A 12661-nucleotide genomic window follows, 5' to 3' on the forward strand; every position below is an offset into this window, starting at 1 on the left:
CCTGCCGGGGCGGGGCGCGAGTGGCCGCTAACCTTACGTATCCGCCATGGCCAGGGATGCCGAGTTTCGGTCGGGGTGAGCCCCCGGTCCCCGGTTCCAAGTACGGATATATGCCGCACCCAACTCATCTGAAAGGCTCGCCCATGGGCATTCGGAGCTTGCTGCGCAAGGTGTTTGGACGCGAGCGTGCGGAGGGTGACGAGTCGGCGGCCATGACGGTTCCGGCCCAGACCGAGCGCACGCGTCAGCCTGAACCCACGACGCCGTCCACGACGCCCGCCACGACGGCCACGCCGTCGGACGCGAAGGCCGCCCCCACGGTGCCCGCGCCGGCGAAGGAGCCGACTCCCGCCGCGGAGCGGTCCCCGGCCTCGGTTCCGGAGAAGGCCGAGGCGGGAACGACCCGGGCGGGGAGGAGCGGGGCCGGGACGTCAGGAACGGGGACGTCAGGGGCCGGAAGGACCGAGGCGGAGAAGGCCGACGACCTGGTCGCCGCGGCCTTCGACAACCCGCGCCCGGCGACGCCGGAGCGCAGTGTCCCGGCCCAGACGAAGCGGGAGGAACGGGAGGAGCCGAAGACCCCGACGGTCCCGGCGCAGTCCCACGCGGTCCCGGCGCAGTCCCACGCGGAGCCGACGCCGTCCCACGCGGAGCCGACGCCGTCCCTCGCGGAGCCGGAGGAGTCCCGCCCGGAGCCGGAGCCCGAGGTGGTGGCCGCGGCGGCGGTCGAGCCCGAGCCGGTGGTCGTCAAGCTGCCCCAGCCCGAGCCGGAGACCGACATCGTCCCCGAGCCCGAAGAGACCCCCGAGCCCGTCGCCCTGGTCGTCGTCCCCGAACCCCTCCCCACCCCCGAACCGGTGGCGGAGCCCGAACCGGTGAACGACGCGGATACGGCTGACGCCCCGGCCGAAGCTCCGGCTCAGGCCCCGGCGCCCGCCGTCCTCACCCCCGTCGCCGAGCCGGGCAAGCCCGCGTACTCGCTCGCCCGCGTCAAGTCCCGTGCCCCCGGCCTGGTCGACACGTACAAGGCGGCGGGCGCGGCGCTCAAGAAGGCCGGTCTCGCCGGGCAGCGGGCGACCGTCTACCTCGTACTGGACCGTTCGGGTTCGATGCGCCCGTACTTCAAGGACGGCAGCGCCCAGCGCCTCGGCGAACAGGCCCTCGCGCTCTCGGCCCAGCTGGACGAGAAGGCGACCGTGCAGGTCGTCTTCTTCTCGACGGACATCGACGGTACGGGCGAGGTCTCCCTGACCGCGTACGAGAACCGGGTGGACGAACTGCACGCCGGACTCGGCCGGATGGGCCGGACCAACTACCACCGCGCGGTGGAGGAGGTCGTCGCCCTGCACGAGAAGGCGGGCCACCCCGGCCCCGCGCTCGTGATCTTCCAGACGGACGGCGCGCCGACGGTCCGGCTCGCGGCGGAGCAGGCGTTCGCGGAGGCGGCGAAGCTGCCGCTGTTCTGGCAGTTCGTGGCGTTCGGGGAACACGACGCGAAGGGCTTCGACGTCGCGCGGAAGCTCGGCGCGGACGAGAAGGCGCCGAACGTGTCCTTCTTCCACGCGGGCCCGGCGCCCAAGGACCTCCCGGACGCGGAGATGTTCGAGAACCTGCTCGCCGCGCTCCCGGCCTGGTGGGCGGCCCGTACGTCCTGAAGTCCGCCCAACCCGCCCGCTCCTCGACACCATGAGACGCGCCCTCCGCCTTCTGCCGGAGGGCGCGTCTCGTTGCCGGATGGCTCGTTGCCGGGAGCCCGGTTGTCGGGCGTCTCGTTGCCGGATGCCCGGTTGTCGGGCGGGCGGTCGCCGGGAACCCGGTTGTCGGGCGGGCGGCGACCTGCCGGCTCGTCGCCCGGCGGGCGTTGTCAGTGCCGGGTGGCATGCTCGGCTGCTCGACCCGGACTGGGGTTTCGACTTCGAGGACCGCGAGGAGATACGGCGCCGGCTGCCCCGGCTGGTGGCCTCTACTTCGACCGCGTCCATGTCTGAGTTCGCCCGGGTCCGAGCCCGGGTCCGGGTCCGCTTCCGCGTCCGCCTCTGATCGGACTTACGCGGCTGATGGGGTGAATGACAAGGGACTTGAGCCCGGTCGGGGCAGCGGGAGACGGACGATGATCTTTCCCGACCCACTCGACTCTCGGAGCGCCTGAACCATGACCACTGCCATCCAGGACGTCATCACCACCAAGCACGAGCGCGCGTTCGACACCATGGACGCCAACCACGACGGTTATCTGGACTGGGCGGACTACCAGAAGCTCGCCGACCGCTACATCGAGGCGTACCGGCTGGACAAGAACGACCGCCGGGCCAGGGCACTTCAGAGCTTCTACCAGATCTACTGGCTGGAACTGCTGCGTCACGCGGGCGTGGACGGCGACCGGCTCACCAAGGAGCAGTACGTCACGGCCTGCCGTCTCACGGCCATCGACACGAGCCGGCTCAACGTGACCGAGGGCGGCGGACACGCGATGTTCGACGTGATCGACGTCAACGGCGACAACGAGATCAGCAAGGACGAGTTCGCCCGCTTCCTGCGGGACGTGTGGCGGATCGACGCGCCCGACGCGATGGACTCCTTCATGAAGCTGGACACCGACGGGGACGGCGCGATCTCACGCATGGAATTCATCCGGTCCGTGCGTGAGCACTTCCTCTCCAACGACCCGGACGCACCGGGCAGCCTGTTCTTCGGCCACATCTGAGCGAGCGAGCGGGGGCGGGAGCGAGCGCCGTGTGCTCCCGCCCCGGTGACGGCGGGAAATCCCTTGGCGCGGCGGGCGGAAAGAGCGAAGACTCGTCCCATGGCTGACATGGGGTCGTTCCGGGACGCGGTCATCGCCTGGGCGGCCGGCCCGGCCGACACCCCCGAAGCCCCCGGCGGTCCCGCCGCCACCGCGCGCGCACTGGCCGCGAGCCTGCCCGTCCGTACGGTCGTCCTGCTCGAAGGCCCCAGCGACGCGGCGGCGGTCGACGCCCTGGCCACGGCACGCGGCCGGAGTCTGGCGGCGGAGGGCGTCTGTGTCCTGCCGATGGGCGGCGCGATGAGCGTCGCGCGCTTCGCCCAGCTCCTCGGCCCGTCCGGTCTGGGCCTGCGCCTGACCGGCCTGTGCGACGAGCGTGAACACAGCTTCTACGCACGGGGCTTCGAGCGGGCGGGCGCGGCCCACCACGAGTTCTTCGTCTGCGCGGCCGACCTGGAGGACGAACTGATCCGCGCGCTCGGGGTGGCCCGGGTGGCGGAGCTCGTACGCGCGGAGGGCGACGAGCGCGCGCTGCTGACCTTCCTGCGCCAGCCCGCCCAGCAGGGCCGTGCGCCGCAGCAGCAGTACCGCCGCTTCATGGGTACGAAGAAGGGCCGCAAGATCCGCTACGGCCACGTCCTGGTCGAAGCCCTGCCCCCCGGGCGCGTACCCGCCCCGCTGGACAACCTGTTCAACAGTCTCTGAACGACCTTGTCCTCGCTTGATGACGCTGATCGGATCGACGCATGTTCGGGCGGTAGCAACCGTTCACCCGGGGGGATTTGTGCAAGCCGACCGTCAGACCCGACAAGCCGGCGCGCTGCGTGCCAGGTGCGCGACAGCAGCCGCGTACGCCGTCGCCGCTGTGGTCCATCTCGTGACGGCGGGACTGTTCGCCGCCGGGCTGATGCTGATCGTTCTCGGGTTCCGTACCGTTGTCCAGCCGGTGATCGGCCTGCTGTTGCTGGGCCTGGCCGTCGCCCTGCGCCCGCGCCCCGAGCGGCTGAACCCCGACCTGCCCCTGCTGCGGGAAGCCGACGCGCGGACCCTGTTCGCGCTGCTGCGCCGGACGGCGGACAGCGCCGGAGCGCGACACGTCGACGCGGTCCAGCTCACCGCGGACTTCTCCGTGACCGTCATCCCCTACGGGCTCCGCCGCCGGCGCTGCCTCGTCCTGGGTCTGCCGCTCTGGGCCGCCTACTCCCCTCAGCAGCGTATTGCCGCGATCACTCAGGCACTGGGCCGGAGCGCTCCCCGCAACGTCCGGTTCGGCATGGTGATCGGCTCGGCCCTCAGGTCGCTGACCGCCGGGTCACAGGCGCTGCGAGCGGGCGACCCGTCCCCCGCGTCGTGGGACGCCAGTCCCCTCAGCCTGCACGCGGCCGAGGCGATCGTGGGGGCGCGGCGCTTCAACAGCCGGGCGCGGACCGGGCAGTGGCTGCTGTGGCCGCCGCGAACGGTGACGGCCGCGACGGCCCGCCTGCTGCTGCGGCTCACCCGCCCGGCCGCCGCGCGTGCGCGGTTCGAGGCGGACGAGGCGGGGGCCCGCGCGGCCTCCTCGGGGGCCGCTGTCGCCGCGCTGCGTGACCGGCGCCTGGCGCCGGCGATCGGCGTGGAGATGCACCGGCTGGTCGTCGAGAGACGCACGCTCCTCAAGGGCCGCGCCCCCGCGGTCGCGCAGGGCGATCTGTGGGAGACCGTCACCCGGCACGCGGCGCTCCTGCGCGAACGCCAGGAAACCGTCCGGCCTCCCGGACCCGACCCTCGGGGCGGCGTGTCCGGTTCCGCCCGCCACGATTCCGACGCCCGGCGCGCGGCACGACTGGCCGACGCCCCGCAGCACCCCGCGACGATCACGCTGGACGAACCCGACCGGGCCCGCATAGAGGACGAACTGCGCCCGCCCAAGGAGGCGGTGGCGCGGTTGGTGCTGCGGGGCGGCATACCCGGGTGACCGACGCCGGCTTCCTGACCCCGGACCGGTCGTTCCGGCCCGAGTGGTCGTCCCCGAGTGGTCATCCGGCGAAGGTCTGTGTCCCCAGCACGGACAGGAGGGCGAGGCGATCGGCGTCCCGGCTGCCGGGTTCGGCGGTGTAGACCATGATGTACAGGTCGCTGCCGGTGACGTTGAGGGTGTCGCAGTCCAGGGTCAGGGCACCGACGCGGGGATGGTCGACGGTCTTGCGCGCGCCGCGCTGCGGGGCGGTGGTGCCCGACTGCCACAGCTCCTCGAAGTGCGAACTCCTGTCGCGCAGGGCGGTGATGAGGTCGCGCAGGCGCGGGTCGGCCGGGTAGCGGCTTGCCGTGGCGCGCAGGGCGGCGGCCTGGTGGGCCTGTAGTGCGCCCCTCGATTCGGGGGTGTGGCGCACCCGGGAACCGGTGCCGAGGAAGTTGCGCCAGACCGCGTTGAGGTCCTTGCCGTGCCATTCGCCCATCAGCGCGGTGTAGAGGGGGTTGGCCAGAAGCTGGTTCCAGGCGGCGTCGAAGACCACGACGGGGGTGTTGGTGAGCCGGTCCAGCATGCGCTGGACGCTCGGCGCGATGTGCGTGGGGATCGTCTCGGGACCCGGGAGTGCGAGTCCGGCCAGCTGGAACAGCAGGGCGCGTGCATCGTCGGACAGGCGCAGGGCGCGGGCCAGAGCCTCCACGACCTGGGCGGAGGGGTTGGCGGAGCGGCCCTGTTCGAGGCGGGTGATGTAGTCCACGGAGATCCCGGCCAGCCCGGCCAGTTCTTCACGGCGCAGTCCCGCGGCTCGCCGGTGGCCGCCGGAGGCAAGGCCCACGGCGCCGGGGGCGACCTGGTCCCGCCAGCGCCGCAGGGCTGCCCCGAGTTCTGTCGTAGCCATGACGAACAGTGTGGCTTATGGGGCGGAAGGCGTTCCTGGTACTGGTAGTCCTATGAAGGCGGGTCCACTCGCTGTTCACCCGTTTTGTCTGCACAGTGGAGGCCGGACCAGGGAAGGACACCCCCGCATGAACAGCCTCGCACTCGTCACCGGCGCCACCTCCGGCATCGGCAAGGCGTTCGCCGAGCGCCTCGCCGCCGACGGCCACGACCTGATCGTCGTCGGCCGCGGCCAGGACCGCCTCGACGCGTTCGCCGACGCCCACCCCCAGGTCAGGGTCCGTACCCTCGCGGCCGACCTGTCCACCCAGGAAGGCATCGACGCCGTCGCCGCCCACTGCGCGGACGAGCCGCTCGACATCCTGATCAACAACGCCGGTGTCGCCCACTACATGCCGCTGGCCGACCTGCCCGCCGACCAGGCCCGTGAGGTCGTCAACGTCAAGGTCCTCGCCCCCACCCTGCTGATGCGCGCCGCTGTCGGCGGCATGCGGGAACGCGGCACGGGGACGATCATCAACATCGCCGGGATGATCGCTTTCAGCGGGCCCGCGGACTCTTCCGTCATGCCGCGCCGCGCCGTCTACGCGGGCACCCTCGCCCTCCTCGTGGCCATGTCCCAGACGCTCAGCGCCGAACTGGAGGGCACCGGAGTGAGCGCCCACGTGGTCTGCCCCGGCATCGTGGCCACCAACTTCCACTCCGTCCAGGGCATCGACGCGAGCGCCGTACCGCGCATGAGCGCCGAGGACGTCGTCACCGGCACGCTGCGCGGCCTCGAACTCGGCGAGGTCGTCATCGCTCCCGGGGTCGAGGACCGCGGGCTCCTGGACGACGTCTTCCGGGCCGACCTCGCCGCCTTCGGAGGCCAGAGCACCGCGCTCGCCACCCGCTACCGGGCCGGCTGACCCACCGCGAGACCGGACGGGTCGGCGCGGGACCCCGGCCCGGTTGGGCCCGGGGGTAGGTCTGCGGGCCCTGGGAGTTGGGTCCTTCCGCTCCGTACGCTCACGAGGCAGGTGCCGCGGTTCTGTGCCGCCGGCGGGACGTCCTGAGTGGTGTGGTGGAAGGGTTTCCAATGTCCGACCCAGTGGTCCTGGCCCTCCCGGACATCGCGGCGCCGTCCGACAACCGCAGACAGTTGCCCCGCCCGCTGATCCTGGCGCGGGCCCTGCTGTATCTGATGTTCGGCCTCACGCTGCTCGGCGGCGTCAGCATGGTCACCGCACTGCTGGAGCTGGGCGAGCACATCACGCCGAAGCTGGCCTTACTGGCGCTGTACGCGGTGGCCCCGGGGATCGCCGGCGCGATCCTCGCGGGTCGCTTCTGGACCGGCGGGAGAACGGTCTGGTTCGGGCTGATCGGGCTCCAGGCGTGGCTGCTGGTCGGCAGCGTCGTCAACCTGTACGCGGGTTCCGAACGCGGCTTCAGCCAACTGCTGCTGCCCGGCCTCCTGTTGGCGCTGATCTGCCTGGGCGCCAGCCGTGCCTGGTTCGAACTCCCCCCGGAACTGCGGGCGTCGAAGCCGCGCCTCACGCGCGAACGGCTCCGCCGGGGCGAAGTCCTCTCGCTTCCGCACCTGATCACCTGGCGGCGCAACCGTGGCCAGTCGACCGTCGAGTACGTCGGCCTGATCGGCCTGGTCGCCCTCATCATCGGCACGCTCCTGTTCAGCGGCGTGGGCCCTCAGGTCTCGGGCGGCCTCCAGAACGCGGTCTGCGACATCCTCGGCGGCGACTGCGAGTCGACGACGGCCGGGGGTGACGGTGGCGGTAACGGCGGTGGCGGTGGCGACGACGGCGGGAACGGTGCGAACGGCGGGAACGGCGGTGGTACGGGCGGTGGCGACAACGGAGGAAGCGGTAACGGAGGAAGCAGCAACGGAGGCGGGGAGACCGGCGGCGGTACAGGCGGTGGGGACAACGGGGGCGGCAACAACGGGGGCGGTAACAACGGCGGTGGTGACACCGGGGGCGGCGACAACGGCGGAGGCGACAACGGCGGTGGTAACACCGGGGGCGGTAACAACGGCGGCGGCGACAACGGCGGAGGCAACAACTCGGGCGGGGGCAACACCGGTGGGGGCGACGATGACGGCGGTGTTGCCGGGGGCGGCAACAACAGCAGCGGCGGAGGAAACAACGGCGGAGGAAACAACTCCGGCGGTGGTAATTCCGGTGGCGGAAACAACAGCGGTGGCGGAAACAACGGGGGCGGCAACTCCAATGGCGGCGGTAACAACGGCGGTGGCAACACCGGTGGCGGCAACACCGGCGGCGCCAACACCGGCGGCGGCAACACCGGCGGCGGCAACAGCGGTGGAAACAACAGCGGTGGAAACAACAGCGGTGGAAACAACAGCGGTGGAAACAACTCCGGTGGCGGCAACAGCGGAGGGGGCAACACCGGCGGCGGCGACGACACGGGCGGCGGTGTTGCCGGTGGCGGCAACAGCAGCGGAGGCGGAAACAACGGGGGCGGCAACAACGGAGGCAACAACAGCAGTGGTGGTGGCAGTACTGGTGGAGGCAACTCCAGTGGCGGCGGCAGCACCGGCGGTGGCAACTCAGGTGGCGGCAACAGCAGCGGAGGCGGAAACAACGGGGGCGGCAACTCCAGCGGTGGAAACAGCAGCGGCGGAAGCAGCGGAGGCAACAACTCCAGCGGTGGAAACAGCAGCGGCGGAGGCAGCACCGGCGGTGGAAGCAGCAGTGGTGGCGGTGACAACGGCGGCGGCAGCACCGGCGGAGGGAACAGCAGCGGCGGGGGCAGTACTGGTGGAGGCAACTCCAGCGGTGGAGGCAGCACCGGCGGCGGCAACAGCAGCGGCGGCAACAGCAGTGGCGGAAGCAGCGGAGGCAACAACTCCAGCGGTGGAAACTCCAGCGGTGGAGGCAGCACCGGCGGTGGAAGCAACAGCGGCGGCAACAGCGGCGGCCCCGGCGGACCCGGCGGCCCTGGTGGCGGACCAGGCGGAGGCCCGGGAGGCGGCCCCGGCGGAAACTCCGGCGGCACAGGTGGCAGGAACGACGACGACAAGAACGACGACGACAACGACAACGATGATGATGATGACGACGACGACGACGAGGAAGAAGACGAGGAGGAGCAGGACCCCTGCGGTGAGGGTGAACTCGCTTCCAACTTCAACTCGCTGGCCTCGTTCTCGGGCGGCCTGAACACAACCGCCCCCGGCGGTGGCCGCTACACGCTCGCCCTGGCAAGCGCCCGCGGCGGTACGGCCACGGCCACGCGTACGACCTACGCCACGTTCACCGCCGGGCCCCTCACCTCACGTACCGCCCTCGGCGGCTCCACGCTCGCCGCCGGCCCCGGGTCCACCGCGCAGCAGATGATGGCGGAGATGGCCGCGGCGGCCATGTCCAGCTTCGACACGTACCAAGAGGCGGAGGACGCCCTCAGCGACGCCTTTGGTGGCGGGGACCCGACGGGCCCCAACGTCAGCGGAGGAAACCCGGGCTCCCCCAATGTGTCCGGTAGCGGTGAGGGCGCTGCGGGAGCCTGCCCCGACACCTCGACCCCAGGTGTGGCCCAGGGGGAGCCGCCCACCGTCACCAACCCGATGAACGTGCTGGACAGCATCCCCGACTACCGGCCGGGGGACCGCAACGGGTGGGCGCAGGAAGTCGAGGACATCGCCAAGAAGAACCCGCTGACCAAGGACTTCACCGCCACCGACGCGAAGATCATCGCCGACTACACCGGCTCCTGGGCCCTGGACGCGAACAAGTACCTGCGGAGCGGCGAGATCGGCAAGGCCCGTGCGGGCAAGATCGATGAGTTCATCGACAAGATGGACACCGCCCTGGAGCACCTGCCGCCGATCCCCGACGCGACGCTCTACCGAGGCACGTTCATGCCGCAGGACATGATCGACAAGTTCGCGGCCGGTGGCGAGGTCACCATGCCGGAGTACCTCAGCACGTCGACCGACATCAAACGGTCCGCCGGATTCGTCGACAAGGCGAAGCCCAACCCGGGCGGCGAGAACGTCCTGGTGGAGATCAAGTCCAGCCAGGGCCGCAACATCGACCCGCTGTCCCGCTACCGGGGCGTGGAGTCGGAGGTCCTCATCCCGCGCGACGGCAAGTTCAAGCAGGTCGGCACCGAGACAAAGATCATTGACGGCAAGAAGTACGAGGTCATGATCCTGGAACAGGTCAACTGAGCCGGCTGCCCCCGTGGCCCGACAGCCCTTCGGCCCTGTGCGACGACCGTCCGGTCGTCGCACAGGGCCGAACTGCTGATCCGGGCTCGGGCCGAACTGGGGCGACGCGTGGTCTCTCGTGGACACCGAGTACTCAGGCGTACGCTCCCCGAGGCGAACGTCAGCTCCCACCCCCACCGGCCAGAAGCGCCTCGATCTTGGCGCGGTGTGCGGCCTCCCACTCGTCCAGGGTCTCCGCCGCCTCCTTGGCCAGCCGCTGCCGCGACGCGGCCAGCACCTCTTCCCGACGGCCGTACGGCGTCACGACGACACCCTCCTCGTCGGCCACCACGATGTCCCCCGGCCGCACGGCCACCCCGCCGCACCGGATCTCCTGGTTCAGCGGCTCGACGACCGCCTTCGCCGCCGGGGCGGGAACGACACCGCGTGCGAAGACCGGAAAGCCCATCTCCCGTACCTCCGCGAGGTCACGGATGACCCCGTCGATGACGAACCCCGCGATTCCGCGCCGTTGTGCGACGGCACAGACATTGCCGCCCGCGAGGGCGTAATCGACATCGCCCGCCTGTACGACGACGACCGAGCCCGGCTCCGCGCGGTAGATCGCCGCGTGGAGCATGAGGTGGTCACCGGCGGCGCACCGGACCGTGAACGCGGGCCCGGCGATACGCGGCACCGACGGCCAGAGTGGGCGGATACCGATGTCCATCACGTGCTCGCGGCCGAGATGGTCGGCGAGGATGGTGGGGGAAATGTCCTTGAAATCGCTTACATCGCTCATAGCGCCCGACCCTACTCAGCCCCTGTCACTCCCACCCCCGCCGCGCCCGCGCCGGCTGTGCCGGTTGCGCTCCGCCAGCCGCGCGCTCAGCTCCGAGGCCGGGGACGGCGGCGCGGGCGGTACGTAGTCCGGGCACTTCGCGCTCCCGCACCGGCACTTGGGCCACGCAAGCGCGGCACCCGGTCCCAGAAGCCGCTCCACGTCCCCGTCGTTGTCGTTGTCGCCGTCGTCGGTGGAGTTGCCGCCGTCGTTGCCGTTGCCGTTGCCGTTGCCGTTGCCGTTGCCGTCGATCTTCCGCACCACCAGCACCCCATCCGTACCGAACGCACTCATCAACCGGGACAGGAACCGCCGAGCCTCGCTGCCGCTCATCGCGCCACCCGCTTCAGTCCTTGCTCAACGCGCCGCAGGAGCTGAGGTGTCACAGGTGCGTACACACGGGGGACGGCCTCGGGAACCAGCCGCCAGAAACCGCCGCTGTGTACGACGGCGTCCAGCTCGGCCAGCTCGTTGGAGATCGGGGAGAGCGTTCGAGTTTCTGGTTCGAACATACGAGAAGCAAACCTTCCGTTATTGCGCAATCACGTTCCGTGCATCAAGAATCGGCTCGGGAGACCAAGTCCAAAAGGGCTTGGCCATAGCCCGGTCGCCTTTGGACACAGGGGAGTTGCGGTGGTCGCACGGAGGCCGAACGCAGGTCAGAAGCTCTCGGCACGCCAGATGCTCGCGAAGGAACTGGCACGGCTGCGAGAGGAGTCGGGCATGTCCCTGGCCGAGTTGGGTGAGGCGACAACGTACGACCGCGCGTACTTGCACAAGCTGGAGACGGGCGCGCGCATCGGGAGCCCGGAGGTCATCGCGGCGCTGGAGGCGGTGTACGGGACGGCGGGGCATTTGATGATGCTCTGGCAGTTGGCACGGGAGGACGCGTTCGCGGACAAGTACAAGCGGTTCATGCAGTTGGAGTCGAAGGCAACCGTTCAGTACGCGTACTCCGCCGGAGCCATTCACGGTCTTCTCCAGACCGAGGGCTACGCCCGCGAGGTGTTTGAGGCAGCTCGACCGCGCGACGAGCACGACCTCACCGAAGAGATCGCGGCGCGGCTGGGACGGCAGGAGTTGCTACGGCGTGAGAACGCACCACACTTCCGCACCGTCTTGGACGAATCCGTACTCCGGCGCAAGACCCGCGACCCCGAGGAGTGGGGTCGGCAACTGGAACACCTTCTGGAAGCAAGCCGGTTGCCAAACGTCACGCTCCAGGTGTTGCCTTTCAGTGCGGGGCCACACGGCCTGTTGGGCACCTCGGTCACCGTCCTCTGGCTTCCGGACGGCAAGGCTGTCGCATATACGGAAGACGCCCACGCAGGGAAGTTGATCGAAGATCCATCAGAGGTCGAGAAACTACGGCTGTCCTACGATCTACTGAGGGACTTAGCCCTGTCGCCGCGAGATTCCGTGGCGTTCATCGAGCGACTGCTGGAGGAGAACAAACCATGCGCCCCCGACCCGACCTGAGCACGGCACAGTGGCGTAAGTCCAGCTACAGCAACGGCGACGGCGGCCAGTGCGTCGAGGTGTCCGACGGCCACCCCGGCGTCATCCCCGTCCGCGACAGCAAGACCCCGACCGGCCCGGTGCTTCTCCTCACTCCCGCCGCGTGGGGCCACTTCGTCGCCTTCGCCGGCACGCAGGCCCATGCCTAGCCCCGACCCGAGCGCCATCCCGTGGCGCAAGTCCAGCTACAGCAACGGCGACGGCGGGGAGTGTGTCGAGGTGTCCGACGGCCACCCCGGCGTCATCCCCGTCCGCGACAGCAAGACCCCGACCGGCCCGGTGCTTCTCCTCACTCCCGCCGCGTGGGGCCACTTCGTCGCCTTCGCCGGCACGCAGGCCCATGCCTAGCCCCGACCCGAGCGCCATCCCGTGGCGCAAGTCCAGCTACAGCAACGGCGACGGCGGCAACTGCGTCGAGGTGGCCGACCGCCACCCCGGCGCCGTGCTCGTCCGTGACAGCAAGATCCGCGACTCCGGCGCGGTCCTCGTGGTCGACCCGGCCGCCTGGGCGGACTTCGTCGCCACGGTCTGAGGCACGTTCCGGGC

Annotated in this window: 14 protein-coding genes; 10 read left to right on the forward strand and 4 right to left on the reverse strand. The window is 70.6% G+C overall.

Features of this window, described 5'->3' with window-relative positions:
• Nucleotides 1-143 precede the first annotated feature (143 nt).
• The 4 genes from OG875_RS14820 (at nucleotide 144) to OG875_RS14835 (ending at nucleotide 4697) form a co-directional block, all read left to right on the forward strand.
• Complete coding sequence (locus tag OG875_RS14820; protein ID WP_330174700.1) at nucleotides 144-1655, forward strand: VWA domain-containing protein; 1512 nt, start codon at nucleotides 144-146, stop codon at nucleotides 1653-1655.
• A gap of 497 nt (nucleotides 1656-2152) precedes the next feature.
• Nucleotides 2153-2704 (forward strand): EF-hand domain-containing protein, encoded by a 552-nt coding sequence (locus tag OG875_RS14825; RefSeq protein ID WP_330174701.1) that lies wholly within the window; start codon nucleotides 2153-2155, stop codon nucleotides 2702-2704.
• Between the two features lie 99 nt (nucleotides 2705-2803).
• Nucleotides 2804-3448: a TOPRIM nucleotidyl transferase/hydrolase domain-containing protein gene (locus OG875_RS14830; protein ID WP_330174702.1), complete on the forward strand. Its 645-nt coding sequence runs from the start codon at nucleotides 2804-2806 to the stop codon at nucleotides 3446-3448.
• A gap of 79 nt (nucleotides 3449-3527) precedes the next feature.
• Nucleotides 3528-4697: a M48 family metallopeptidase gene (locus OG875_RS14835; protein WP_330174703.1), complete on the forward strand. Its 1170-nt coding sequence runs from the start codon at nucleotides 3528-3530 to the stop codon at nucleotides 4695-4697.
• Between the two features lie 61 nt (nucleotides 4698-4758).
• On the opposite strand, the gene OG875_RS14840 is transcribed toward OG875_RS14835, so the two are convergent.
• The gene (locus OG875_RS14840) at nucleotides 4759-5589 is read right to left on the reverse strand and encodes a helix-turn-helix transcriptional regulator (RefSeq protein WP_330174704.1); all 831 of its coding nucleotides are present in this window, start codon (nucleotides 5587-5589) and stop codon (nucleotides 4759-4761) included.
• A gap of 127 nt (nucleotides 5590-5716) precedes the next feature.
• On the opposite strand from OG875_RS14840, the gene OG875_RS14845 reads away from it, so the two are divergent.
• Both OG875_RS14845 and OG875_RS14850 read left to right on the forward strand, forming a co-directional pair.
• The gene (locus tag OG875_RS14845; protein ID WP_330174705.1) at nucleotides 5717-6496 is read left to right on the forward strand and encodes an SDR family NAD(P)-dependent oxidoreductase; all 780 of its coding nucleotides are present in this window, start codon (nucleotides 5717-5719) and stop codon (nucleotides 6494-6496) included.
• Nucleotides 6497-6666: 170 nt separating this feature from the next.
• Nucleotides 6667-9777, forward strand: coding sequence for an ADP-ribosyltransferase (locus OG875_RS14850; RefSeq protein WP_330174706.1), 3111 nt, complete (start codon nucleotides 6667-6669; stop codon nucleotides 9775-9777).
• A 160-nt stretch (nucleotides 9778-9937) separates the two neighbouring features.
• On the opposite strand, the gene OG875_RS14855 is transcribed toward OG875_RS14850, so the two are convergent.
• The 3 genes from OG875_RS14855 to OG875_RS14865 are packed head-to-tail and all read right to left on the reverse strand — an operon-like array spanning nucleotide 9938 to nucleotide 11109.
• Entirely contained in the window at nucleotides 9938-10558 is a 621-nt protein-coding gene (locus OG875_RS14855) for an RraA family protein (protein WP_330174707.1), read from the reverse strand.
• A gap of 15 nt (nucleotides 10559-10573) precedes the next feature.
• Nucleotides 10574-10930: a hypothetical protein gene (locus tag OG875_RS14860; RefSeq protein WP_330174708.1), complete on the reverse strand. Its 357-nt coding sequence runs from the start codon at nucleotides 10928-10930 to the stop codon at nucleotides 10574-10576.
• Entirely contained in the window at nucleotides 10927-11109 is a 183-nt protein-coding gene (locus OG875_RS14865; protein WP_330174709.1) for a hypothetical protein, read from the reverse strand. The genes OG875_RS14860 and OG875_RS14865 overlap by 4 nt, the downstream gene beginning before the upstream one ends.
• 169 nt (nucleotides 11110-11278) lie before the next feature.
• On the opposite strand from OG875_RS14865, the gene OG875_RS14870 reads away from it, so the two are divergent.
• Genes OG875_RS14870 through OG875_RS14885 form a run of 4 tightly spaced genes read left to right on the forward strand, consistent with a single transcriptional unit; the run spans nucleotide 11279 to nucleotide 12647 of the window.
• Nucleotides 11279-12076: a helix-turn-helix domain-containing protein gene (locus OG875_RS14870; protein ID WP_330174710.1), complete on the forward strand. Its 798-nt coding sequence runs from the start codon at nucleotides 11279-11281 to the stop codon at nucleotides 12074-12076.
• Entirely contained in the window at nucleotides 12055-12264 is a 210-nt protein-coding gene (locus tag OG875_RS14875) for a DUF397 domain-containing protein (protein ID WP_330174711.1), read from the forward strand. Before OG875_RS14870 ends, OG875_RS14875 begins: the two co-directional genes overlap by 22 nt.
• Nucleotides 12257-12463, forward strand: a complete 207-nt coding sequence (locus tag OG875_RS14880) for a DUF397 domain-containing protein (RefSeq protein WP_330174712.1) — start codon at nucleotides 12257-12259, stop codon at nucleotides 12461-12463. The genes OG875_RS14875 and OG875_RS14880 overlap by 8 nt, the downstream gene beginning before the upstream one ends.
• Nucleotides 12456-12647, forward strand: coding sequence for a DUF397 domain-containing protein (locus OG875_RS14885; RefSeq protein WP_330174713.1), 192 nt, complete (start codon nucleotides 12456-12458; stop codon nucleotides 12645-12647). Before OG875_RS14880 ends, OG875_RS14885 begins: the two co-directional genes overlap by 8 nt.
• Nucleotides 12648-12661 lie beyond the last annotated feature (14 nt).

The sequence above is a fragment of the Streptomyces sp. NBC_01498 genome, assembly GCF_036327775.1.
In the GTDB taxonomy this organism is placed as follows: Bacteria; Actinomycetota; Actinomycetes; order Streptomycetales; family Streptomycetaceae; genus Streptomyces.

Bases quoted from the DNA above. Each gene is read 5' to 3' on its own strand.
- OG875_RS14860 (WP_330174708.1), bottom strand. From the start codon at position 10,930: ATGAGCGGCAGCGAGGCTCGGCGGTTCCTGTCCCGGTTGATGAGTGCG.
- OG875_RS14870 (WP_330174710.1), top strand. From the start codon at position 11,279: ATGCTCGCGAAGGAACTGGCACGGCTGCGAGAGGAGTCGGGCATGTCC.
- OG875_RS14825 (WP_330174701.1), top strand. From the start codon at position 2,153: ATGACCACTGCCATCCAGGACGTCATCACCACCAAGCACGAGCGCGCG.
- OG875_RS14865 (WP_330174709.1), bottom strand. From the start codon at position 11,109: ATGTTCGAACCAGAAACTCGAACGCTCTCCCCGATCTCCAACGAGCTG.
- OG875_RS14875 (WP_330174711.1), top strand. From the start codon at position 12,055: ATGCGCCCCCGACCCGACCTGAGCACGGCACAGTGGCGTAAGTCCAGC.
- OG875_RS14855 (WP_330174707.1), bottom strand. From the start codon at position 10,558: ATGAGCGATGTAAGCGATTTCAAGGACATTTCCCCCACCATCCTCGCC.
- OG875_RS14880 (WP_330174712.1), top strand. From the start codon at position 12,257: ATGCCTAGCCCCGACCCGAGCGCCATCCCGTGGCGCAAGTCCAGCTAC.
- OG875_RS14830 (WP_330174702.1), top strand. From the start codon at position 2,804: ATGGCTGACATGGGGTCGTTCCGGGACGCGGTCATCGCCTGGGCGGCC.
- OG875_RS14845 (WP_330174705.1), top strand. From the start codon at position 5,717: ATGAACAGCCTCGCACTCGTCACCGGCGCCACCTCCGGCATCGGCAAG.
- OG875_RS14820 (WP_330174700.1), top strand. From the start codon at position 144: ATGGGCATTCGGAGCTTGCTGCGCAAGGTGTTTGGACGCGAGCGTGCG.
- OG875_RS14840 (WP_330174704.1), bottom strand. From the start codon at position 5,589: ATGGCTACGACAGAACTCGGGGCAGCCCTGCGGCGCTGGCGGGACCAG.
- OG875_RS14850 (WP_330174706.1), top strand. From the start codon at position 6,667: ATGTCCGACCCAGTGGTCCTGGCCCTCCCGGACATCGCGGCGCCGTCC.
- OG875_RS14885 (WP_330174713.1), top strand. From the start codon at position 12,456: ATGCCTAGCCCCGACCCGAGCGCCATCCCGTGGCGCAAGTCCAGCTAC.